Raw genomic sequence first — 23110 nt, forward strand, 5'->3', positions numbered from 1 at the left:
AGACCCCCATGCCGACCACCTCGGCCGCGCCCGCCACCACCGTGGCCGTGCGGCTCACCGCCCCCGGCCGTCTCGACCCCACCCCGGTCGCGACGCCCGGACCCGGACCCGGCGAGGTCCTCGTCGGGATCACCGCCGTCGGGCTCTGCGGCACCGACCTGGCCGTGCGCAGCGGCGCCCGGCCGGTCCCGGCGCTGCCCTGGACCGTGGGGCACGAGGGCGGCGGGCGGGTGCTCGCCGTCGGCGCGGGCGTCGACCCGGGCCGGGTCGGCGAGGTCGTCGCCGTCGAGCCGAACATCGCCTGCGGGCGCTGCCGGTTCTGCCGCGCCGGGCGGACCTCGGCGTGCCCGGACCGGGCGGCCCTCGGCGTGACGGCGCCCGGCCTGCTCGCCGGCGCCGTCGCCGTCCCGGCCGGGTACGCCCACGCGCTGCCCGCCGGGCTCGACGCGGCGACGGCCGAGCGGGTCGTCGCCTGCGTCGAGCCGTGGGTGGTCACCCGGGCGGCGCTGCGGCGTGCGGCGCCCGAGCCGGGGTCGCGCTGCCTGGTCGTCGGCGCGGGCAGCCAGGGCACCCTGCTGTGCCTGACGCTGCTGGCCGCCGGGTACGTCCCGGTCGTCGCCGAGCCGCACCCCGGACGGCGGCGCCGGGCCCTGGAGCTGGGCGCGCGCGAGCACGTGCCGGGCGAGGTCTTCGCCACGGTGTTCGAGACCTCCGGCGCGCCCGCCGCGTGGCCGGCCGCGCTCGCCGCCGTCGACCGGGCCGGGACGCTGCTGCTCGTCGGCCAGCACGACGGCCCGTCGCCGGTGAACACCCACGACCTGGTGCAGCGGCAGGTCACCGTGGCCGGGTCGCTGATCTACGACCACCCCGGCGACTTCGCCGCCGCGCTCGCCGGGCTGCCGGCCGTCGCGGACACCCTGCTGGGTCTCATGGAGCCGCAGCCGTACCCGTTCGCCCGGGCCGGGGCGGCGTTCGACGCCGTCCCGGCGGCGGACCGGAAGGTGTGGCTGGCGCCCTGAGCCGCGCGGCGCCGGCCTCAGCCGCCGATGCCGAGCAGCCCCGAGGGGCGCTCCGCGGTCTCCTCGACCGGCTCCGGGGTGAGGTCGACCAGCTGCGTGCCGGGGACCGCGCCGGAGGTCAGCGACGACACCCGCCGCTCGTTCAGCAGCTCCTGCATGAGGAACGCGGTCACCAGCGCGCGGGTGATCCGGCGGGTGCGGTGCTGCGGCCGGTTCTGCAGCAGGATGCTCGACCAGTGCCGGCCCTCGCAGAACCCGAGGTGCCCGGCCCGGTCGATGGTGCGCGCGGTGACGTCGGTGCCCGCCTCGTGCTGGGCGGCCGCGATCTTCTCGGCGTGGCCCTCCGACGGCGCGAGCGAGTCGATGGCGGCGGCGAGGTGCAGCGACGGCGCCGTCACCCGGGCGGCCGCCTCGATCGCCGACGGCCGCACCTCCGACGCGGCCAGGGTCACCAGGGCCCCGAGGCGCTCCCGGCTCGCGGCGGCCAGCACCGCGGCCCCGCCGCCGGTGCCGTGCCCGACCAGGGCGGTCCGGCGGGCGTCGACCGAGACGTGGCCGTCGCCCAGCCGGACGCCGACGCACACGTCCAGCACGGTGTTCAGGTCCGCGGCGAACCGGGACGTGCTCGGCACCGGCCCGCGCTGGGTGTCCGGCGCCGCGGCCACGAAGCCCCAGGTCGCGAGGTGGCGCAGCAGCTCGTGGTAGCGGCGGACCGGCTGCAGCCAGGCGTGGCCGAGCACCACGGCGGGCAGCTGGTAGCCCTCGGCCGGGGTGTAGACGATGCCCGGCAGCCCGATCAGGCCGAGGTCGCCGTGCTTGACCGGGTTCGGGCCGGGCCGCGACAGCACACCGAGGGCGTCCTTGGCCCCCTTCATCGACGGGGGGCGGGTCACGCTGGTCCGGGCCACGGACGGCACCGTACCGGTGCAGGTCACCGCATGCCCGCCGCGCGCGTGCGCCCGGCGTGGCGCCGGTCGCACCCGGCGCCGTACGGTCCGCGACCGGGCGTCGATACGCTCATCCGTATGTGTGGCATCGTCGGTTACGTCGGTCATCGGCCCGCACTCGACGTCGTCCTCGGCGGCCTGCGCCGGTTGGAGTACCGCGGGTACGACTCCGCGGGCGTCGCGCTGCCGGAGGGCGGTGAGCTGCGGATCGAGCGCCGGGCGGGAGCCCTGGCGAACCTGGAGGCCCGCCTCGACGAGGTCGGCCGGGACCGGTTCACCGGCACCTCGGGCATCGGGCACACCCGCTGGGCGACGCACGGCCCGCCGACCGACCGCAACGCCCACCCGCACCGCAGCAGCGACGGCCGGGTCGCGGTCGTGCACAACGGCATCATCGAGAACTTCCTGGAGCTGCGCGCCGAGCTGGAGGCCCGCGGGATCTGGGCGGACTCCGACACCGACACCGAGACCGCCGCGCACCTCGTCGCGCTGGCCCACGCCGAGGGCCCGACCGCGGGCGACCTGCCGGCGTCGGTGCGCGCCGTGGCCCGCCGTCTGGAGGGCGCGTTCACCCTGGTCGTGACCCACGCCGACGAGCCGGACCGGATCGTCGCCGCCCGCCGCAACTCGCCGCTGGTGCTCGGCCTCGGCGACGGCGAGACCTTCCTCGCGTCCGACGTGGCCGCATTCATCGAGTTCACCCGCTCCGCGGTCGAGCTCGGCCAGGACCAGGTCGTCACGATCACCCGGGACGGCTACGACGTCACCGACTTCCACGGCGAGCCCGTCGCGGTGAACCCGTTCGAGGTGACCTGGGACCTCGCGGCCGCCGAGAAGGGCGGCCACGACTACTTCATGCTCAAGGAGATCGAGGAGCAGCCCACCGCGATCGCGAACACCCTGCGCGGGCACCTCGTCGACGGCCGCATCGTGCTCGACGAGCAGCGCCTCACCGACCAGGACCTGCGCGACGTCGACAAGGTCTTCGTCATCGCCTGCGGCACCGCCTACCACTCCGGCCTGCTCGCGAAGTACGCGATCGAGCACTGGACCCGGCTGCCGGTGGAGATCGAGCTGGCGAGCGAGTTCCGCTACCGCGACCCGGTGCTGGACCGCTCCACGCTGGTCGTGGCGATCTCCCAGTCCGGTGAGACGGCCGACACGCTGGAGGCGCTGCGCCACGCCAAGGAGCAGAAGGCCCGCGTGCTGGCCATCTGCAACACCAACGGCGCGCAGATCCCCCGCGAGTCCGACGCGGTGATCTACACCCACGCCGGCCCGGAGATCGGCGTCGCGGCGACGAAGACGTTCACCGCCCAGGTCGCCGCGAACTACCTGGTCGGCCTGGCCCTGGCCCAGGCCCGCGGCACCAAGTACCCCGACGAGGTCGTCCGCGAGTTCGAGCAGCTCGAGGCCACCCCGGCTGCCGTCGCCGAGGTGCTGGAGTCCCTCGGCGAGGCCCGCGCGCTCGGGCAGGAGCTGGCGCCGTCGAAGGCGGTGCTGTTCCTCGGGCGTCACGTCGGCTACCCGGTGGCGCTGGAGGGCGCGCTCAAGCTCAAGGAGCTCGCCTACATGCACGCCGAGGCGTTCGCCGCCGGCGAGCTCAAGCACGGCCCGATCGCGCTGATCGAGGACGGCCTGCCGGTCGTCGTGGTCATGCCCTCGCCCAAGGGGCGCGCGGTGCTGCACTCGAAGCTGCTCTCCAACATCCAGGAGATCAAGGCGCGCGGGGCGCGGACGGTCGTCATCGCCGAGACCGGCGACGAGACGGTCCGCCCGTTCGCCGACCACCTCTTCGAGCTGCCCGCGGTCCCGACGCTGCTGCAGCCGCTGGTCGCGACGATCCCGCTGCAGGTGATCGCGGCCGAGATCGCCCGGGCCCGCGGCTACGACGTCGACAAGCCCCGCAACCTCGCGAAGTCGGTCACCGTCGAGTGATCACCGGTCGTGGAGTCCGGCGTCCGCGACGCGGGCGCCCCGCTCCGCGACCGTCGATCATGGTCGACCGGCGCTAGCCTCGCGGCCATGCACGGGCTCCACACCGCCGACCAGGTCCGGACGGCCGAGGCCGCGTTGATGCGCACCGTCGCCGACGGGGCGCTGATGCGCCGGGCCGCGGCGGGACTCGCCCACCACGTGGGCGAGCTGCTCGGCGCCACCTACGGACGGCGGGTGGTCCTGCTCGTCGGCGCCGGCGACAACGGCGGCGACGCGCTGTGGGCCGGGGCCGGGCTGCGCCGCCGCGGCGCGCACGTCACGGCGGTGCTGACGGCCCCCGGCCGGGCCCACCCCGGCGGGCTGGCCGCGCTGCGCGCCGCCCGCGGACGCACCGTCGCCGCCGACGACCTCGGCGCGGCGCTCGCCGCCGTCGCGCGGGCCGACGTCGTGGACGACGGCATCGTCGGCATCTCCGGGCGCGGCGCGCTGCGCGACCCGGCGCCGGAGCTGGTCGCCGCCGCCGCCGACGCGGCCGGGGTCCCGGTCGTGGCCTGCGACCTGCCCTCGGGCGTCGACTGCGACACCGGGGCGACCGTCGGCCCGCACGTGCGCGCCGCGCTCACGGTCACCTTCGGCACCCGCAAGCCGGTGCACGCGCTGGCCGCCCCGCTGTGCGGCCCGGTCCGGCTCGTCGACATCGGCCTCGGGCCGTTCCTGCCCGCCGAGCCGCACGCGTGGGTGCTGTCCGACGCCGACGCCGGCGCCCGCTGGCCGGTCCCCGGCCCGGACGACGACAAGTACAGCCAGGGCGTCGCCGGGATCGCGGCCGGGTCGGCGACCTACCCGGGCGCGGCGGTGCTCGCCGCGGGCGCGGCCGCCCTGTCGACCTCGGGGATGGTCCGCTTCGCCGGCTCCGCCGCCGACGAGGTGCGCCGGCACTGGCCCGAGATCGTCGCGACCGGGGACATCACCGACGCCGGCCGCACCCAGGCCTGGGCGGTCGGGCCCGGTCTGGGCACCGGCGGGCAGGGCCTGGCCGTGCTGACCGAGGCCCTGGACCGCGACGTCCCGCTCTGCCTCGACGCCGACGCGATCACCCTGCTCGCCCGCCACCCGCACCTGCGCGACCGGATCCACGGCGAGCCGGTGGTGCTCACCCCGCACGCGGGCGAGTTCGCCCGGATCGCCGGGGAGGTCGGCGACGACCGCGTCGGCGCGGTCCGCCGGGCCGCCGCGGACCTGGGGGTGACCGTGCTGCTCAAGGGCAACGCGACGGTCGTCGCCGCGCCGGACGGGCGGGTGCTCGTCGACCCGGCGCGCGACTCCTGGGCCGCGACCGCGGGTTCCGGCGACGTGCTGACCGGGATGCTCGGCGCGCTGCTCGCCGCCGGGCTCGACCCCTGGTGGGCCGCCGGCTGCGCGACGCTCGTGCACGCCCGCGCCGCGACCGCGGCCGCCCGCGAGCACGGGCTGCCCCCGGTGCCCGCGCCCGCGTCGGCGCTGCAGGCGGCGATCCCGGTCGCGCTGCGCGCCGTGCGCGCCGCGGCAGGCGGCACCGCCTGACCTGCGCCGGGAGCGGGTTGTTAGCGTTCCGCGCGTGCCGAAGATCCTGACCAGCCTCCCCGTCGGCGAGCGCGTCGGCATCGCCTTCTCCGGTGGCCTCGACACCTCCGTCGCGGTCGCCTGGATGCGCGAGAACGGCGCGGTGCCCTACGCCTACACCGCCGACCTCGGACAGCCCGACGAGCCCGACCTGGTCGCGGTCCGCGAGCGCGCCCTGGAGTACGGCGCCGAGGCCGCCCGCGTCGTCGACTGCCGCCGCGCGCTGGTCGACGAGGGCATCGCCGCGATCGCCTGCGGCGCGTTCCACATCCGCGCGGGCGGGATGCCCTACTTCAACACCACCCCGATCGGCCGCGCCGTCACCGGCACGCTGCTGGTCCGGGCGATGGCCGACGACGGCGTCTCGATCTGGGGCGACGGCTCGACGTTCAAGGGCAACGACATCGAGCGGTTCTACCGCTACGGGCTGCTCGCCAACCCGGCCCTGCGGATCTACAAGCCCTGGCTGGACGAGGCGTTCGTCGACCAGCTCGGCGGCCGCGCCGAGATGAGCGCCTGGCTGGGCGAGCGGGACCTGCCCTACCGCGACTCCGCGGAGAAGGCGTACTCGACCGACGCCAACATCTGGGGCGCCACCCACGAGGCCAAGCGCCTCGAGCACCTCGACACCTCGATCGAGATCGTCGAGCCGATCATGGGCCTGCGGTTCTGGGACCCGGCCGTCGAGGTCGGGACCGAGGACGTCACCGTCGAGTGGGAGGCCGGGCGCCCGGTCGCGATCAACGGCGTCCGCTACGACGACCCGGTCGCGCTGGTCACCGAGGCCAACCGGATCGGCGGCCGGCACGGCCTGGGCATGACCGACCAGATCGAGAACCGGATCATCGAGGCCAAGAGCCGCGGCATCTACGAGGCCCCGGCGATGGCGCTGCTGTTCGTCACCTACGAGCGGCTCGTCTCCGCCATCCACAACCACGACTCGCTCTCGGCCTACGAGGAGCAGGGCCGCCGGCTCGGCCGCCTGCTCTACGAGGGCCGCTGGCTGGAGCCGCAGTCGCTGATGCTGCGCGAGTCCCTGACCCGGTGGGTGGGCAACGCCGTCACCGGTTCGGTCACCCTGCGGCTGCGCCGCGGCAACGACTGGTCGGTGCTCGACACCCGCGGCCCGGCCCTGGCCTACGCCGAGGACCGGCTGTCGATGGAGCGCGTCGAGGACGCCCCGTTCACCCCGGGCGACCGCATCGGCCAGCTCACCCTGCGCAACCTGGACCTGGCCGACTCCCGCGCCAAGCTGGAGCAGTACTCGGCCACCGGGATGCTCGGCGGCGAGTTCGGCACGTTCGTCGGCGAGGTCGAGGCCGGACGTGCGGCGGAGATCACGGCGACGCCCTCGGACCCCGACGCCGAGCAGGCCGAGGAGTCCCTCGACCGGGCCGCGATGGAGGCCGGGACCGACTGACGGCGCCGGGCCGCCGGGGCGGGATGCGATGATCGGGGCCGTGTCCTCCACGACCGAACCCGCCCCCGGCCCGGGGCCGCGGCACGCGCCGCCGGCCCCCGCCGCCGAGGCGGTCGTCGACCTGGACGCCGTGCGGCACAACACCCGCCACCTGTCCGGCCTCGCCGCCCGCTCGGGCGCCGAGACGATGGTGGTGGTGAAGGCCGACGGCTACGGCCACGGCGCCGCCGCCGTCGCGCGGGCCGCGCTGTCGGCGGGGGCGACCCGGCTCGGCGTCGCCACGCTGGAGGAGGCGCTGGCGCTGCGCTCCGCCGGGGTCGGCGCGCCGCTGCTGTCCTGGCTGCACCTGCCCGACGCCGACTTCGCCGCCGCCGTCGCCGCGGGGGTCGAACTGTCGGTGTCGAGCCGGGTGCACCTGGCCGCGGTGCTGGCCGGGGCCCGGTCCGCGGGCCGCCCGGTCCGCCTGCACCTCAAGGCCGACACCGGGCTCTCGCGCAACGGCTGCCCGCCCGGCGAGTGGCCGGGCCTGCTCGACGACGTCGCCGACGGCGTCGCCGCCGGTGCGTGCGAGGTCGCCGCGGTCTGGTCGCACCTGGCCGCCGCCGACGAGCCGGGCCAGCCCGCCGTCGACTCCCAGGCTGCGCGGCTGGCCGCCGCCGTCGCCGCCGCCCGCGACCGCGGGTTCACCCCGCAGCGCCACCTCTGCAACTCCGCGGGCCTGATGACCCGCCCCGACCTGCACCTCGACGTCGTGCGGCCGGGGATCGCCGTCTACGGCCTGGACCCGCTCGTGCCCCCGGCCGAGAGCCCGCTGCGCCCGGCGATGACGCTGCGCGGGCGGGTCGCGCTCACCAAGACCGTCGCCGCCGGCGAGGGCGTGTCCTACGGCCACGAGTGGGTCGCCCGCGAGCCGCGGGCGCTGGCGCTGGTGCCGCTGGGCTACGCCGACGGCGTCCCGCGCCGGCTCAACGACCGCGGCCGGATGCGCGTGCGGATCGCCGGGACCGTGCGCCCGGTGGCCGGGCGGGTGTGCATGGACCAGTTCGTCGTCGACTGCGGGCGCCCCGGGGCGCTGGACGTGGCGATCGGCGACCCGGTCGAGCTGTTCGGCACCGGCGACGCCGGCGGCCCGACCGCACAGGAGTGGGCCGACGAGCTCGGCACGATCCACTACGAGATCGTCACGGGGGTCCGGGGCCGGGTCCGCCGGACGGTGACCGAGGGGAGCGCATGAGCCGCAGGGGATGGACGGTCGCGGGGATCGCGGGCGGTGTGGTCGGTGCCGCGGGCGCCGCCGCCGGGGTCGGTGTGGCCGCCCAGCGCCGCAAGATCGCCGCCGCGCGCCGCAGCCTGGCCACCGAGATGGCCGAGCACGCCGGGACGCCGCCGGGCACCGTCGGCGAGGAGATGTCGGTCATGGCCGACGACGACGTCCGCCTCGCCTGCGAGGTGGTCGGGCCGGCCGACGGCTCCGACCCGGCGCTCACCGTGGTGCTGGTGCACGGGTTCGCCCTCGACCGTCGTACCTGGTCCGAGCAGCGGCCGTACCTGGCCGGGATGACCGGGCCGTCGGTGCGGATGGTGCTCTACGACCAGCGCAGCCACGGCCGGTCCGAGCGGGCGCCCGCCGAGTCCTGCACGATCGAGCAGCTCGGCCGCGACCTCGACGCCGTCGTCCGGTCGGTGGCACCGGAGGGCCCGCTGGTGCTGGTGTCGCACTCGATGGGCGGCATGACGGTGATGGCGCTCGCCGAGCAGCACCCGGAGCTGTTCCACGACCGCGTCGCCGGGGTCGCGCTGGTGTCGACGTCGGCGGGGGAGATGGCCTCGTCCGGGCTGCCGGGCACGTTCCTGTCCCGCCGCAACCCGATCATCCGCACGCTCGGCGGGCTCGCCGCCTGGCAGCCCGGCCTGGTCGAGACCGGCCGGCGCGCGCTGGGCGACGTCATCTGGGCGTTCACCAAGCGCTTCGCCTACGGTGACCGGCAGGTCGACCCGCGGATGGTGGACCTCGTCGACACGATGATCGACTCGAACGCCGTCGGGGCGCTGACCGACTTCGTCGACACCCTGGGCACCCACGACCGGCTCGCGGCGCTGCCCGGCCTGTCCGGCTGCGAGGTGCTCGTCCTGGCCGGCGACGGCGACCGGATCATCCCGTGGCGGCACAGCGAGGTCATCGCCGAGGCCATCCCGACCGCCCGGCTGGTGCGGCTGCCCGGGGTGGGGCACATGCCGATGCTGGAGCAGGCCGGGATCGTCGACGCCGAGCTGGGCGAGCTGATCCGGCGCTCCACCGAGCGCACCCGCTCCGGCGAGCTGCGCGCGAAGAAGCCCTCGCGCCGCCCGCCCGCCGCGGACGGCGAGACGGCAGCGGAGCCCGCCGCCGACGGCACCGGCGCCCTGCGCGGGATGCTGCGCGGCGCCGGACGGGCCCGTCGCGGCGGCCGCGCACCCGCCCGCGGCGTGCGCGCCCGGAAGAAGGACCGGCCGTGATCCCCGCGCCCGGGGCGGACCCGCTGGTGCGCGAGCTGCCGACCGTCGCCGACACCGAGGAGTTCGGCGAGGCGGTCGGGCGCGAGCTCGCCGCCGGCGACGTGGTGCTGCTCGCCGGGCCGCTCGGTGCGGGCAAGACCGCGCTGGTGCGCGGCCTCGCCCGCGGGCTGGGCGTGACCGGCACCGTCGCGTCGCCGACGTTCGTCATCGCCCGCGAGCACCCGCCCGCCGGGGACGGCCCGGCGCTGGTGCACGTCGACGCCTACCGCCTGGGCGGTCCCGACGGCGGCGTCGACGTCGCGGCCGAGCTCGACGACCTCGACCTCGACACCGAGCTGGACCGGGCCGTCGTCGCCGTGGAGTGGGGGATCGGGGTCGCCGAACGGCTCACCGGCTCCGCGGTCGCGATCGAGCTGGAGCGCCGCGACGACGACACCCGGGTCGCGACCCTGCGCCGCACCGCACGTCCGTAGGCTCGCGGACGTGCTGGTCCTGGCTCTCGACACCGCGACGACCGTCGTCACCGCAGGTCTGGTCGACCTGCCGGACTCCGGCGTGCCGCGCACCCTCGCCGCCCGCGCGCACGACGGCCGCCGGCACGGCGAGCTGCTGATGCCCGCGGTGCGGGCGCTCTGCGCCGAGGCGGGCCACGGGCTCGCCGGGGTCGGCGCGGTCGTCGTCGGCGCCGGGCCGGGGCCGTTCACCGGGCTGCGGGTCGGGATCGCCTCGGCCGCCGCGCTCGGGCACGCCCTCGACGTGCCGGTGCACGGGGTCGTCACCCACGACGCGCTCGCGTGGAGCGCAGGCGGAACGCGCACCGACGCCGCGCGGGGGGTGCACGCCGGGAACCTGCTGGTCGTGACCGACGCCCGCCGCCGCGAGGTGTACTGGGCCGCCTACGACGCGGCCGACCCCGCCGACGCCCGCTCGGTGCGCCGGCTGTCCGGGCCCGCGGTCGAGGCACCCGAGTCGCTCGCCGCGCGGCTCGACGAGCTCGCCGTCGGGACCGTGATCGGGGACCCGGCGTTCGCGGACCGGCTCGGCCGCGAGATCGCCGGACCGGGCGCGCCGGGCCCGGACGCCCTGGTCGGGGTGGCCGCGGCCGACCTGCTCGCCGGGCGTGCCCCGGCCCCCGTCGAACCGCTCTACCTGCGCCGCCCCGACGCCGTCGAGCCGACGGGGCGCAAGCGCGTCACGGCATGAGCACCACGGTCACCCTCGGCCCGCTCTACCGCGCCGACGCCCCGCGCTGCGCGGAGCTGGAGGAGCTGCTGTTCCCCGGCGACGACCCGTGGAGCGCCCAGTCGTTCCGCGACGCCGTCTCCTCCGGGCAGCTCTACCTCGCCGCCCGCGCCGGGGACGAGCTGGTCGGCTATGCCGGTCTCGCCGTCGTCGCGGGGCCGCCGATGGCCGAGGCCGAGGTGCACACCATCGGCGTCGACCCGGCCTGGCAGGGCCACGGCATCGGCCGCGCGCTGCTGGCGGCGCTGCTCGCCGCCGCCGACGAGCTGCGCGCCACCGTGTTCCTGGAGGTCCGCACCGACAACGAGCCCGCCCGCACGCTGTACGAGAGCACCGGCTTCGTCGTGGTGGGGACCCGCAGGCGCTACTACCGGCCGTCCATGGCCGACGCCTACACGATGCGCCGCGAGCGGGCCGCCCGTCAGGACGTGGCGGACAGGTAGGACAGCAGGCGCAGCTCGTCGTCGGTCAGCTCCAGGGTGAGCATCGGCAGCAGCTGCTCCAGCTGCTGCACCGTGCGCGCGCTCGCGAGCGGCGCGGTCACCGTCGGCTGCGCGGCGAGCCAGGTCAGCGCGACGGCCGGGACGGGCACGCCGTAGCCGGCGGAGATCTCGTCGAGCCCGGCCAGCACCGCCCGGCCGCGCGAGTCCAGGTAGGCGGCGGCGCCCTGGGCCCGCGGTCCCTCGGGTGCGGGGGAGTCGGGCCGGTATTTGCCGGTCAGGAAGCCCTTCGCCAGCCCGTAGTACGGGTACACGGCCAGCCCCTGCGCCTCGGCGAGCGGGGCGAGCGCGGCCTCGTAGTCGTCGCGCTCCATCAGGTTGTAGTGCGGCTGGATCGCGGTGAACGCGGTCAGCCCGTCGCGCTCGGAGATCTCCAGCGCCGACCGGATCCGCGCGGCGGTGAAGTTCGACGCGCCGATCTCGCGGACCAGGCCCTCGCGGACCAGCGCGTCGAACGCGTCGAGCGTCTCCTCCTGCGCGGTCGCCTCGTCGTCGCGGTGGGCGTGGTAGAGGTCGATCCGGTCGGTGCCCAGCCGGCGCAGGGAGTCGCGCGCGGCGGCCGCGATGTTCTCCCCGGACAGGCCCTCGCGGCCGGGCAGGGCGCCGACCTTCGTCGCGAGGTGCAGCTCGTCGCGGTTGCCGCGCGCGGCCATCCACTCGCCGAGGATCGTCTCGGACTCGCCGCCGGAGTTGCCCGGCGCGCGCCACATGTAGGAGTCGGCGGTGTCGATCTTCCGCCCGCCGGCGGCGACGAACGCGTCGAGGATCGCGAACGAGGTGTCGCGGTCCGCCGTCCAGCCGAACACGTTCGCGCCGAGTACCAGGTCAGCCACGAGCGCGAACCTACCCTCAGGCGGACCGCAGCCCCGGCCGCCGGTCCTCGGTCACGAACCGCCCGCGCGTCTGCACCGGGGCGCCGGGCTGCTTCACGAACGGCACCACCTTGAACTCGGCCTCCATCCGCTCGGCGGTGAACCGGGTGCTGACGTAGCCGCGCCGGTTGTTGTGGAAGCGCACGTGCGGGTTCTCGGCCAGCACCGCGTCCGAGCCGCTCTGCTTCTCCGAGCCGTCGCCGCCCGAGCTGATCGAGCTGGAGACCAGCTCGCTGCCGACGACCGGCGAGGCCGGGTCGTCGAACCGGCGCTTGACGTCGGCGCCCCAGTGGGCGTGCACGTCGCCGGTGAGCACCACCAGGTTGCGGGCCCGGCCCCGCTGCGTGGCCTCGACCCAGGAGTCGACGACGCGGTCGCGCGAGCCGGGGTAGCCGTCCCACGCGTCGGGGTTGAAGCCGCGCCCGGCCCCGGGGGTGAAGTCGACCTGGGAGAAGAACACCTGCTGGCCCAGGACGTCCCAGCGCGCGCGGGAGCGGGCGAAGCCGTCGGCGATCCAGCGTTCCTGCGCCGAGCCGGGCAGGGAGCGGGCCGGGTCGGTGCGCTCGGCGCAGTCGCTGCGGAAGGTGTCGCCACAGGGCTGGTCGCCGCGGTACTGGCGGGTGTCGAGCATGTGGAAGGTGACCAGGCCGCCGTAGCCGACCCGGCGGTAGAGCCGCATCGCCGCGCCGCGCGGGCGCTGGGCGGCGCGCAGCGGCATGTTCTCCCAGTACGCGCGGAACGCGGCCGCCTTGCGCGCGGCGAAGTCGCCGGGCGGGTCGACCGGGAGCTCGCGGACGTCGCCGGCCCAGTTGTTCTCGACCTCGTGGTCGTCGAACACGACCAGCCACGGCGCGGCGGCGTGTGCGGCCTGCAGGTCGGCGTCGGCGTGGTACTGGCCCAGGCGCTGGCGGTAGCCGGCCAGCGTCGTCGTCTCCGGGCCGGCGTGGTCGCGGACGTTGCCGCCGGGGGCGACGTACTTCTTCGCCGGGTACTCGTAGATGTAGTCGCCCAGGTGCAGCAGCACGTCCGGGCGCTCCTCGGCCATCCGCCGGTAGGCGGTGAAGTACCCGTGCTCGAACTGCGAGCAGGAGGTGAAGGCCATGTGCACCGGGGTCATCGCGGCAAACGGCGGCGCGGTGCGGGTGCGGCCGACGTCGGAGACGGTGCGCCCGACGCGGAAGCGGTAGTGGTAGTCGCGGCCGGGACGCAGCCCGCCCGCCTCGACGTGCACGCTGTGCCCGAGCTCGGGGCCGGTGCGCTCGCGCCCGCGGCGCACGACGCGGGTGAAGCCCTCGTCCTCGGCGATCTCCCACTCGACGTCGGTGCCGCGGTTCCCGATGCCGCCGAGCCCGTCCTCGGCGACCGGGTCGGTCGCCAGCCGGGTCCACAGCACGACCGAGGTCGCGTCCGGCTCGCCGGAGGCGACGCCGAGCCCGAACGGGTCGCCCGCGGGCCGGCCGGGGACGGGTGCGGGGGCGGCCGCGCCGGTCAGCAGCGGTGCGGCGGCGGTGACGGCGGCGGCCGAGAGGCCGGCACGCAGCAGGGAGCGTCGGGAGGTGGTGATCACGTGTCGTAGTGCAACGTTCCCGATCGAGTGACACCCGGCGCCCGGGCGACGGGCGGGTGAACAACAGCCGTCGACGGGGAACTCCGACACGCACGCCACGACGCGGTTGAGCCCCCGCTCGGCTTCTGGCACTCTCATGGATAGAGTGCCAACGCACGTGAGGACGGCCTCCGCCCCGGCACCCGCGACGGCGGGGCGGGACCCCCCGCGTGCGGTGACACACCGCTGGAAGACCCCGTGACATCGGATTCACCCCAGGAAGGGGAGGTCATCGTCGTGGCGAACATCAAGCCGCTCGAGGACAAGCTCGTCGTCCAGGCCAGCGAGGCGGAGACCACCACCGCCTCCGGCATCGTCATCCCGGACACCGCCAAGGAGAAGCCCCAGGAGGGCAAGGTCCTGGCCGTCGGCCCGGGCCGGGTGGACGACAACGGGAACCGCATCCCGCTCGACGTGGCCGTCGGCGACGTCGTCATCTACTCGAAGTACGGCGGCACCGAGGTCAAGTACAACGGCGAGGAGTACCTGATCCTCTCCGCCCGCGACGTGCTGGCCGTCGTCAACTGACGACCGCCCGCATCGCGTGAGCGCACCGCCCCGGGCGGTCCACCGGACGGTGGTCCGGTCGGGGCGGTCGTTCTTCTCCCCCATGACGAGAGGTTGAGAGAGACAAGATGGCGAAGCAGATCAGCTTCGACGAGGACACCCGCCGCGCGCTCGAGCGCGGCGTGAACCAGCTCGCCGACGCCGTCAAGGTGACGCTCGGCCCGCGTGGCCGCCACGTCGTCATCGACAAGAAGTTCGGCGGCCCGACCGTCACCAACGACGGCGTCACGATCGCCCGCGAGGTCGACCTCGAGGACCCGTACGAGAACCTCGGCGCCCAGCTGGCGAAGACCGTCGCGACCAAGACCAACGACGTCGCGGGCGACGGCACCACCACCGCCACCGTGCTGGCCCAGGCGCTGGTCAAGGAGGGCCTGCGCAACGTGGCCGCCGGCGCCGCGCCGTTCGCGCTCGGCCAGGGCATCGCCGCCGCGTCGGCGAAGGTCTCCGAGGTGCTGCTGTCCAAGGCCACCCCGGTCGACGCCAAGAGCCACATCGCGCAGGTCGGCGCCATCGCCTCGCGCGAGCAGGAGATCGGCGACCTGATCGCCCAGGCGATCAACACCGTCGGCAACGACGGCGTGATCACGGTCGAGGAGGGCTCGACCCTCTCGACCGAGCTGGAGATCACCGAGGGTCTGCAGTTCGACAAGGGCTACCTGTCGCCGTACTTCGTCACCGACTCCGAGTCCATGGAGGCGGCGCTCGACGACCCGTACATCCTGCTGCACCGCGACAAGATCAGCTCCATCCAGGACCTGCTCCCGCTGCTGGAGAAGGTGCTCGGCGAGGGCCGGCCGCTGCTGATCATCGCCGAGGACGTCGAGGGCGAGGCGCTGTCCACCCTGGTCGTCAACTCGATCCGCAAGACCGTCAAGGTCGCCGCGGTCAAGTCGCCGTTCTTCGGTGACCGCCGCAAGGCGTTCATGGACGACCTCGCGATCGCCACCGGCGGCCAGGTCATCAACCCCGAGGTCGGCCTGAAGCTGAACGAGGCCGGTCTCGAGCTGCTGGGCCGCGCCCGGCGGGTCGTCGTGACCAAGGACAACACCACGATCGTCGAGGGCGGCGGCTCCAAGGCCGACGTCGAGGGCCGCGTCGCGCAGCTCAAGCGCGAGATCGAGGAGTCCGACTCCGACTGGGACAAGGAGAAGCTCCAGGAGCGCCTGGCCAAGCTCTCCGGCGGCGTCGCGGTCATCAAGGCCGGTGCCGCCACCGAGACCGCGCTCAAGGAGCGCAAGCACCGCATCGAGGACGCCGTCGCGGCGACCCGTGCGGCGGTCGAGGAGGGCATCGTCCCCGGCGGCGGTTCCGCGCTGGTGCACGCCGCGGCCGAGCTCGACGGCGGCCTGGGCCTGTCCGGCGACGCCGCGACCGGTGTCGCGATCGTCCGCAAGGCGCTGTCGGCCCCGCTGTACTGGATCGCCGAGAACGGTGGCGACGAGGGCTCGATCGTCGTCTCCAAGGTGGCCGAGGGCGGCTGGGGGACCGGGTACAACTCGGCGACCCGCAGCTACGGCGACCTGATCGCCGACGGCGTCATCGACCCGGTCAAGGTGACCCGGTCGGCCGTCGAGAACGCGGCCTCCATCGCGCGCATGGTGCTCACCACCGAGAGCGCCGTGGTGGACAAGCCGGAGAAGGCCGACCCGGCGCCCGCCGGTGGCCACGGCCACGGCCACGGGCACTGAGTCCGGACCGGACACACGACGACGGCGGGCGACCTGGTGGTCGCCCGCCGTCGGTCGTTCGGTGCGGGGCAGGAAGTGAGAGTGCCGGTCGCGGGAGATGGGAAGGCCCCCGGCGGCCGGGGCCCGTTCAGGCGGTGTGGATCTCCACCGGCTGAGCGGCCGCCTCGGAAGCGACCTTGAGCTGACGGCGCGGACCGCGGATGATCGCGTCCCGCTCGGACTCGGACAGGCCGCCCCAGATGCCGTACGGCTCCTGGACCTTCAGGGCGTGCTCGCGGCACTGCTGCACCACGGGACACTCCGAGCAGACCTGCTTGGCGCGGGTTTCGCGTCGGGCCCGTGCGGGACCACGCTCACCCTCGGGATGGAAGAAGAACGCACTGTCCATCCCCCGGCAGGCTCCCTCCATCTGCCAGTCGTAGATGTCGGCGACCGGCCCGGGAAGCCTCCGGATGTCCGCCATGTTCGTCACCTGCCTTCGCTATCGATGTCGACAGCGATCAGATTCCCTGGCTCCGGCGCACGCAAACCTGATTCGAGGTGAACGATCGTGCACGTCCGAGAGGGCGTCGCGGGGGTCGCGCGCTCGCCCGGCGTGACCGCGCTCGTCGGTGGGACCGCGACCCGCGCGGAGGTGACCGCGGCCGCCCGGCCGGCGGGGCCCACCGGGGCGCGCTGGGCCGCCGCGGTGGCCCTCGGGGGCACCGGGCACTACGCCGCGGCGGCGGCCCTGCTCGACGGGCTGCGCCGCGACCGGGCCGTCGCTCCGGCGCTGCGGGCGCACGCGGGGGTCACCCGGGCCTCGCACCTGCGCCAGCTCGGCGGCCACCGCGCGGCCGCCGCGCTCGACGGGGAGGCGCTGCGCCTGGCGCTGCCGCACGCCGCGGGGGACGGCCCGGGCGACCCGTGGGGGACCGGGGCGGACGCCGCCGTCGCCGACGCGCTGACCGGGCTCGCCGCGGACGCCCTGGGCCGGGCCGACGCCGCCCGCGCCGCGATCCTGCTGGACCGGGCCGCGCCGTGGTGCGGGCCGGCCGGGCACCGCACCCGCGTCCGGTACGGCTGGGTGCGCGCGGAGACCGCGCTGGTCGCCGGGGACCCGGCCGCGGCGACGGCCGCGGCCCGGGAGGCGCTCCACGGGGCGGTCGCGCTGGGCTCGGCGCGGCACGTGGTGAAGAGCAGGCTGGTCGCGGCGGTCGCCGCCGGGGTGGCCGGGCTCCCGGCCGGCGACCTCGCCGCCGAGCTCGACGCCGTCGCCGGCACCGCGTGGGCCGACGGCTGCCTGCCGCTGTACCGGGCGGCCCTGCAGGCACGGGCCGCCCTGGTGCCCGACGGGCCACCGGACGCCGTCGCGGGTGGTCCGGATGCCGCACCGGACCGGCCACGCTGCGGGCATCCGGGGGCCGATCGGGCGACCGCCGCGGCCGCCTCCGCACCGGTCGCCGGACCGCGACACGCCGGAGCGTCACCTTTCGATACGCGCAGTCGCCGAACGGACGCGGAGGGTCGCCGAAGTGCGGTGTTGCACACGGTGAGCGTCCTCTATACGCGAAGTGACCGATCCGGTCGGGACCTGCTGCGGGAGTAGTGCGTGGGCCGACGCTCCGACGATGTACCGTACGGACTACTCCATTCGGCGACGCTTCACCCACATGACGCTGAGACAGGTGGGCTCGAACGCCGAACGGAGTGCACAAATTCGCCCCGACCGTGTCAAGGTGAGAGGGTCACCCGCCGATTCGGAGGGTGAAGAATCACCCGGCTGCAGGAAGCTGCAGGAAGGAATCGTCGTGACGACGGTACTCATCTGCGACGATCGTCGCAGCGTCCGCGAGGGTCTGACCCGCGTCATGTCCGCGGTCCCCGGGGTCCAGCGCATCGACTGCGTCGCCCACGGGGACGAACTCCTCGCCCGCTACGCCCGCCAGTCCGTCGACGTCGTCCTGGTCGGGACGCAGCGTGCGGTGCCCACCGGGGTGGAGGCCACGCGCCGCCTGGTGGCCGCCCACCCGCAGGCGAACGTCATCGTCTTCGGGGCCCCGGACGACGCCGGCAGCATCGCCGCCGCCATCGCCGGTGGTGCACGCGGCTACCTGCGCTGGGACGCTTCGCGTCCGGAGCTGGTCGCCGCGCTCGCCCACACGCTGGCCAGCACCTCGGTGCCGACCCCGCGCGTGCCCACCGACCCGGGCGTGCAGCTCACCGAGCGCGAGCTCCAGGTGCTGCGCGGGATGAGCCAGGGCAAGAGCAACGGCCAGATCGGCCGGGAGCTCTACCTCTCCGAGGACACCGTGAAGACCCACGCCCGCCGGCTGTTCCGCAAGCTCGGCGTCCGTGACCGCGCGCAGGCCGTGGCCCACGGCTTCCGGCGCGGCCTGGTGTCCTGACCGGGCGACCACCCGGCAGCACCACCCGGCAGTACCGCACGCAGTACCGCACGGGAGCGACCGACCCCGAACCGGCCGCTCCGCCCCACCCGCGACGCGGGTGACCCCACGGGCCGGACCGAACCCCCGCGGTCCGGCCCCGTACCGACCGGTCCCCACCGGTCCGGCGCGCCGGGACCGCGCCGGTCGTGCTCCCCGCGGCCGGACCGTCCACCGCGCGCCTCCCGGGCGGCCCGCCGTCCCGGGGCCCGCGCCGCACCGCGCGCCGCCGTCACCGGCGGTCCACGGCCCCGCCCCCCCCGGGCCCCGGCCCCGGCCCCCGGTGTGCTCCGCGGGGCACTCCCGGGGCTTAGAGCGCTACGAGGGTGCCCCTCGGAGCGCGCCCGGGGCGCTCGCCGCGCCCCCCGCCCCCCGGCGCCGGGTCGGCCGGTGTGCGACGGCGGGTGTTGAGGGTGTTGCGCCGCTCGTCGTAGGCGGTGACGCCCGTCCGGCCGCTGCCGACGAGCGGTCGGCCCCGCACCGGGAGCCGTCCCCCCGCGCCACGTCCGTCCCGTACGCCCCGTCCGTCACCGCCGTCACGCGGCGGTCACCGGTCGGCGCCGCAGCCCCTCGCCGAACCGGGTGAGACCCGCGCCGGACGGTCCGCGACCGGCCTCCGACCTGCGATGATCTTCACCGCGTCCGGTGACCGGGTCGAGCGGACCGTGACGAACCGCTCGCCGACCGTGGTCGTCTCGTGGTCGCGTCCCCGTGGGGCACTGCGCAACCCGCCGGCGTGCACGATCGTCTGACCCCACATGGAGCGACTCCCGCGGGCGACCCCCGCTCGGATACGGTGGATCGGATCCGATCTCCCGCGTCCGACCTGCGCGGACAGGGGTTGCCTCCACGATCGGATGACACTGATGGAAGCTCGTAACGCCTGGACGGTTCCCCACGATGAGTGAATCAAGAGACGTTCCCGACGAGTGGATCGAAGCGGCCATGGCCGGCGACCGATCCGCGGTCGAGCGCGTTCTCGCCATGATTCGGCCTCTCGTCGTGCGCTACTGCCGCGCCCGGCTGGGGGCCGACCGAGGGTCCGTCTCGGCGGACGACGTCGCCCAGGAGGTCTGCGTGGCCGTGCTCACGGCGTTGCCGGGGTACCGGGTGCAGGGTCGCCCGTTCCTCGCCTTCGTCTACGGCATCGCGTCCCACAAGGTCATCGACGCGCACCGGGCGGCGTCCCGGAACCGCTCCGAACCGATGGCCGACGTGCCGGACCGCATGGAGTCGTCCGACGGGCCCGAGACCCGTGCCCTGCAGGTGGAACTGTCGGAGGAGATGTCCAGGCTGCTGGAGGTCCTTCCGGAGAAACATCGGGAGATCATCGTGTTGCGCGTGGTCGTGGGCCTGTCCGCGGAGGAGACCGCAGCGGCCGTCGGCTCGACACCGGGCGCCGTCCGGGTCGCACAGCACCGGGCGCTGTCCCGGTTGAGGAAGATGATGAGTGAGGAGGTGGTCCGGGATGCGTGACCAGGGTCCGCACGGTCCGGGCTTCCCCCCACCGTCCGGTGACGGCTGGGAGCGCCCGCCGGCACCGGTGACGCGTGGCCGCTTCGGCGAGCCCCGTACCGGCCGCACCAACGGGCACTCCCACCCGACCGGCCGCAACGGCCACCCGGTGCCCCACGAGGGCCGCCCGGTGCCGCAGCCGGTGGCGCAGCGCCACCTGGGCCGCTCCGACGCCTGGGACGAGTTCGACGCCCTCGAGGACGACGGCACCGTCGACCTCGTCGAGCTGCAGGCCGACGACGAACTGATCAACGCGCTGGCCTCCGGGCTGAGCGTGTCCGGCCCCGGCCGCCGCGGCTACGACGTCGACGACCGGCTCGCCGCCATGCTCTCGTCCTGGAAGGACGAGGTCGACCGCGAGCCGATCCCGGAGCTCGTCGACACCGAGCAGGCCGTGGAGATGCTGCAGCCGGCGCGGCCGTCGCGGAAGGTCTCCTTCCTGCGCCCGCTGGTCGCCGCCGCGGCCGTCGCCGCCTGCGCGCTGGCGGTCGTCTCGATCAGCGCGCACGAGGCCCAGCCGGGCGACGCCCTGTGGGGCGTCTCCAAGGTCCTCTACAGCGAGCGTGCCGACCAGGTGCAGGCCGCGGCCACGCTGCGGGAGGGCATCGAGCGGGTCAACGCCCGGCTCGCCGCCGGCGACACCGTCGGCGCGCAGCAGGAGCTCGCCGCACTCGGGCCGCTGGTCGAGCGCACCTCGCCGGACGTGCGCGAGGGCTTCGAGCAGCAGAACCGCTTCCTGAGCCAGAAGGCGGCCGAGACCCCGCCGGGCACGCCGACCGACCCGCGCTCGCCGCTGCGTGACGGCACCCCGGCCCCGCCGCCCCCGGTCTCCGAGGGCGACGAGGACTCCTCCACCCCGGCCCCGCAGCCGCCGCCGGAGGGGACGACGCCCCCGGGCGGCACCACGTCCCCCGAGGGCGGCGCGACCTCGGACCCGTCGGTGCTGGGCGGTCCGGGCGGCGAGACCGCGCCGACCACCTCGCCGTCGCCGGACCAGACGTCGCCGACGACCGAGGGCCAGGCCGACCCCACCACGCCGACCCCGACGCCCACCACCCGGCCCACCGCGGCCGGGGAGGGCGGCGCGGACTCGACGACGAACCCGCCGTCGTCGTCCTCGACCGGCGCGGTCAGCAGCACGCCGAACTGACTCACGGACACGGGAAGGGCCCCGGAGGATTCCTCCGGGGCCCTTCTCTCGTCGTCGGGCGTCGCGCGGGCTCAGTCGGCGAGCGTCGCGTCGGCGTAGCCGCGGCAGTACTCCCATGTGACGTAGTGCGCGGGGTCCGGGTCGTAGGCCGGCTCGTGCGGGCGCATCCGGCCCTCGTCCAGCAGCTGCTGCAGGCTCGCGCGGAGCAGGTTCCACTCGTGGAAGTGCTGCTCGCCGCAGTCGGAGCAGTCGACGACGATGCCGCGCACGCCCCGGCCGGACAGCAGCGCCTGGTACACCGCGAGGTCCGCGAGGTCGGCCAGGATCTCGCCGCGGTCGGTCTCGCTCAGCGGAGGGACGTCGGCGTCACCGGAACCGGTCCACGCGGCGTCACCACGGTCGTCCCAGGCGTGCATCGACAGCGCAGGATCATCCGGGTCTCCGGCGAACGGGTCCGGTGGGAGCGCCTCTGGTGACACGGCGTACACGGTACCGGGCAGGAGGGTCGGGCCCCGGCCCACCCCGGTGGGGTGGACGTACGATGGCGGCCTGCGGCGGATGCCCGCCGACACAGCCGCGACTGCAAGGGGAGCCCCGGAGAGATGACGAGCGAGATGGGCGGCCTGCCGGACAAGTTCGCGATGCTGGGCCTGACCTTCGACGACGTCCTGCTCCTGCCCGCGGAGTCGGACGTGATCCCCAGCTCGGCCGACACCTCCAGCCAGGTGACCCGCCGGGTGCGCGTCCAGGTCCCGCTGGTGTCGTCGCCGATGGACACGGTCACCGAGTCCCGGATGGCCATCGCGATGGCCCGCGCCGGCGGGCTGGGCGTGCTGCACCGCAACCTGTCGCCGGACGCGCAGGCGGCCCAGGCCGAGGTCGTGAAGCGGTCCGAGGCCGGCATGGTCACCGACCCGGTGACGTGCAGCCCGGACGCGACGCTGGCCGACGTCGACGCGCTCTGCGCCAAGTTCCGGATCTCCGGCGTGCCGGTGACCGACGAGACCGGCCGCCTGGTCGGCATCATCACCAACCGCGACATGCGCTACGAGGTCGACACCGACCGGCCCGTGTCCGAGGTCATGACCCGCGCGCCCCTGGTCACCGCCAAGGTCGGCGTCACCGCCGAGGCGGCGCTGGGCCTGCTGCGCCGGCACAAGCTGGAGAAGCTGCCGATCGTCGACGGCGACGACATGCTGCGCGGCCTGATCACCATCAAGGACTTCAACAAGACCGAGCAGTACCCGCTCGCCACCAAGGACCCGGACGGCCGCCTCGTCGTCGCCGCGGCGGTCGGGGTCGGCGACGACGCCTACTCCCGCGCCATGCAGCTCGTCGAGGCCGGTGTGGACGTGCTCATGGTGGACACCGCGCACGGCCACTCGCGACGCGTGCTGGAGACCGTCGCGAAGCTGCGCGCCGAGGTCGGCGACCAGGTCGACGTCGTCGGCGGCAACGTCGCGACCTACGAGGGTGCCAAGGCGCTCGTCGAGGCCGGGGCGGACGCGGTGAAGGTCGGCGTCGGGCCGGGCTCCATCTGCACCACCCGCGTCGTCGCCGGGGTCGGCGCCCCGCAGATCACCGCGATCTACGAGGCCACCCGCGCGTGCGCACCTGCCGGTGTCCCGGTCATCGGCGACGGCGGCATCCAGTACTCCGGCGACGTCGCCAAGGCCATCGCGGCCGGCGCCTCGACGGTCATGCTGGGCTCGCTGCTCGCGGGCACCGCGGAGTCCCCGGGCGAGGTCGTGCTCGTCGGCGGCAAGCAGTTCAAGACCTACCGCGGCATGGGCTCGCTGGGCGCCATGCAGGGCCGCGCCGGGGCGGCCGGGCGTTCCTACTCCAAGGACCGCTACGCCCAGGACGACGTCCTCAGCGAGGACAAGCTCGTCCCGGAGGGCATCGAGGGCCGCATCCCGTTCCGCGGGCCGCTGTCCTCGGTCGTGCACCAGCTCGGCGGCGGGCTGCGGTCGGGCATGGGCTACGTCGGCGCCCAGACCATCCCGGACCTGCAGCAGGCGCGCCTGGTGCGGATCACCGCGGCCGGTCTGAAGGAGAGCCACCCGCACGACATCACGATGACGGTGGAGGCGCCGAACTACGCCGCGCGGTAGCCGCA

The 23110-nt window shown here is 75.4% G+C and carries 21 protein-coding genes; 16 read left to right on the forward strand and 5 right to left on the reverse strand.

The genetic code is table 11. The features are described 5' to 3' along the window. Positions 1–8: 8 nt before the first annotated feature. A complete protein-coding gene (locus tag WJX68_RS15080) occupies positions 9–1019 on the forward strand; it encodes a zinc-dependent alcohol dehydrogenase (protein WP_340291221.1) in 1011 nt (336 codons plus the stop codon). Between the two features lie 17 nt (positions 1020–1036). Here the strand turns inward: WJX68_RS15080 and WJX68_RS15085 are convergent, their stop codons facing one another. After that, a complete protein-coding gene (locus WJX68_RS15085) occupies positions 1037–1927 on the reverse strand; it encodes a dienelactone hydrolase family protein (RefSeq protein WP_340291223.1) in 891 nt (296 codons plus the stop codon). Positions 1928–2044: 117 nt separating this feature from the next. Here WJX68_RS15085 and glmS point away from each other — a divergent pair, with 117 nt between their 5' ends. From glmS to rimI, 8 genes are all read left to right on the forward strand, one after another. Then, positions 2045–3904: a glutamine--fructose-6-phosphate transaminase (isomerizing) gene (gene glmS / locus WJX68_RS15090; protein ID WP_340291225.1), complete on the forward strand. Its 1860-nt coding sequence runs from the start codon at positions 2045–2047 to the stop codon at positions 3902–3904. 87 nt (positions 3905–3991) lie between these two features. Beyond that, on the forward strand, positions 3992–5467 hold the full coding sequence (locus WJX68_RS15095; protein WP_340291227.1) for an NAD(P)H-hydrate dehydratase: 1476 nt from the start codon (positions 3992–3994) through the stop codon (positions 5465–5467). Positions 5468–5501: 34 nt separating this feature from the next. Further along, positions 5502–6926 carry an argininosuccinate synthase gene (gene argG, locus WJX68_RS15100; RefSeq protein WP_340291229.1) on the forward strand — a complete coding sequence of 475 codons (1425 nt, stop codon included), beginning with the start codon at positions 5502–5504 and terminating at the stop codon, positions 6924–6926. Between the two features lie 40 nt (positions 6927–6966). Further along, a complete protein-coding gene (gene alr, locus WJX68_RS15105; RefSeq protein ID WP_340291231.1) occupies positions 6967–8160 on the forward strand; it encodes an alanine racemase in 1194 nt (397 codons plus the stop codon). Continuing rightward, positions 8157–9422: an alpha/beta fold hydrolase gene (locus tag WJX68_RS15110; protein ID WP_340291234.1), complete on the forward strand. Its 1266-nt coding sequence runs from the start codon at positions 8157–8159 to the stop codon at positions 9420–9422. The genes alr and WJX68_RS15110 overlap by 4 nt, the downstream gene beginning before the upstream one ends. After that, positions 9419–9895 (forward strand): tRNA (adenosine(37)-N6)-threonylcarbamoyltransferase complex ATPase subunit type 1 TsaE, encoded by a 477-nt coding sequence (gene tsaE, locus WJX68_RS15115; RefSeq protein WP_340291236.1) that lies wholly within the window; start codon positions 9419–9421, stop codon positions 9893–9895. The genes WJX68_RS15110 and tsaE overlap by 4 nt, the downstream gene beginning before the upstream one ends. A gap of 10 nt (positions 9896–9905) precedes the next feature. Further along, entirely contained in the window at positions 9906–10625 is a 720-nt protein-coding gene (gene tsaB / locus WJX68_RS15120; protein WP_340291238.1) for a tRNA (adenosine(37)-N6)-threonylcarbamoyltransferase complex dimerization subunit type 1 TsaB, read from the forward strand. After that, complete coding sequence (gene rimI, locus WJX68_RS15125) at positions 10622–11107, forward strand: ribosomal protein S18-alanine N-acetyltransferase (RefSeq protein WP_340291240.1); 486 nt, start codon at positions 10622–10624, stop codon at positions 11105–11107. The genes tsaB and rimI overlap by 4 nt, the downstream gene beginning before the upstream one ends. Here the strand turns inward: rimI and WJX68_RS15130 are convergent. Then, positions 11086–11997, reverse strand: a complete 912-nt coding sequence (locus WJX68_RS15130) for an aldo/keto reductase (RefSeq protein WP_340291242.1) — start codon at positions 11995–11997, stop codon at positions 11086–11088. The genes rimI and WJX68_RS15130 overlap by 22 nt on opposite strands. Before the next feature lie 16 nt (positions 11998–12013). Beyond that, positions 12014–13603 (reverse strand): alkaline phosphatase D family protein, encoded by a 1590-nt coding sequence (locus tag WJX68_RS15135; protein ID WP_340291244.1) that lies wholly within the window; start codon positions 13601–13603, stop codon positions 12014–12016. 276 nt (positions 13604–13879) lie between these two features. Between WJX68_RS15135 and groES the strand changes: the two genes are divergently transcribed. After that, positions 13880–14170 (forward strand): co-chaperone GroES, encoded by a 291-nt coding sequence (gene groES / locus WJX68_RS15140; RefSeq protein ID WP_422785708.1) that lies wholly within the window; start codon positions 13880–13882, stop codon positions 14168–14170. A gap of 107 nt (positions 14171–14277) precedes the next feature. Beyond that, positions 14278–15900: a chaperonin GroEL gene (groL, locus tag WJX68_RS15145; protein ID WP_340291246.1), complete on the forward strand. Its 1623-nt coding sequence runs from the start codon at positions 14278–14280 to the stop codon at positions 15898–15900. 127 nt (positions 15901–16027) lie between these two features. On the opposite strand, the gene WJX68_RS15150 is transcribed toward groL, so the two are convergent. After that, on the reverse strand, positions 16028–16363 hold the full coding sequence (locus tag WJX68_RS15150) for a WhiB family transcriptional regulator (protein ID WP_340291369.1): 336 nt from the start codon (positions 16361–16363) through the stop codon (positions 16028–16030). Positions 16364–16450: 87 nt separating this feature from the next. Here WJX68_RS15150 and WJX68_RS15155 point away from each other — a divergent pair, with 87 nt between their 5' ends. The 4 genes from WJX68_RS15155 to WJX68_RS15170 all read left to right on the forward strand — a co-directional run bounded on the left by WJX68_RS15155 (position 16451) and on the right by WJX68_RS15170 (position 20991). Then, positions 16451–17488, forward strand: a complete 1038-nt coding sequence (locus tag WJX68_RS15155; protein WP_340291248.1) for a hypothetical protein — start codon at positions 16451–16453, stop codon at positions 17486–17488. 202 nt (positions 17489–17690) lie between these two features. Then, positions 17691–18287 (forward strand): response regulator transcription factor, encoded by a 597-nt coding sequence (locus WJX68_RS15160; protein WP_010225624.1) that lies wholly within the window; start codon positions 17691–17693, stop codon positions 18285–18287. A 939-nt stretch (positions 18288–19226) separates the two neighbouring features. Beyond that, positions 19227–19802, forward strand: coding sequence for a sigma-70 family RNA polymerase sigma factor (locus tag WJX68_RS15165; RefSeq protein WP_340291256.1), 576 nt, complete (start codon positions 19227–19229; stop codon positions 19800–19802). Then, on the forward strand, positions 19795–20991 hold the full coding sequence (locus tag WJX68_RS15170; RefSeq protein WP_340291258.1) for an anti-sigma-D factor RsdA: 1197 nt from the start codon (positions 19795–19797) through the stop codon (positions 20989–20991). The genes WJX68_RS15165 and WJX68_RS15170 overlap by 8 nt, the downstream gene beginning before the upstream one ends. A gap of 71 nt (positions 20992–21062) precedes the next feature. Here the strand turns inward: WJX68_RS15170 and WJX68_RS15175 are convergent, their stop codons facing one another. After that, on the reverse strand, positions 21063–21512 hold the full coding sequence (locus WJX68_RS15175) for a DUF5319 domain-containing protein (protein WP_422785709.1): 450 nt from the start codon (positions 21510–21512) through the stop codon (positions 21063–21065). 81 nt (positions 21513–21593) lie between these two features. On the opposite strand from WJX68_RS15175, the gene guaB reads away from it, so the two are divergent. Continuing rightward, positions 21594–23105: an IMP dehydrogenase gene (gene guaB, locus WJX68_RS15180; RefSeq protein ID WP_340291262.1), complete on the forward strand. Its 1512-nt coding sequence runs from the start codon at positions 21594–21596 to the stop codon at positions 23103–23105. Positions 23106–23110 lie beyond the last annotated feature (5 nt).

Source organism: Pseudonocardia spirodelae, from assembly GCF_037727765.1.
Lineage (GTDB): Bacteria > Actinomycetota > Actinomycetes > Mycobacteriales > Pseudonocardiaceae > Pseudonocardia > Pseudonocardia spirodelae.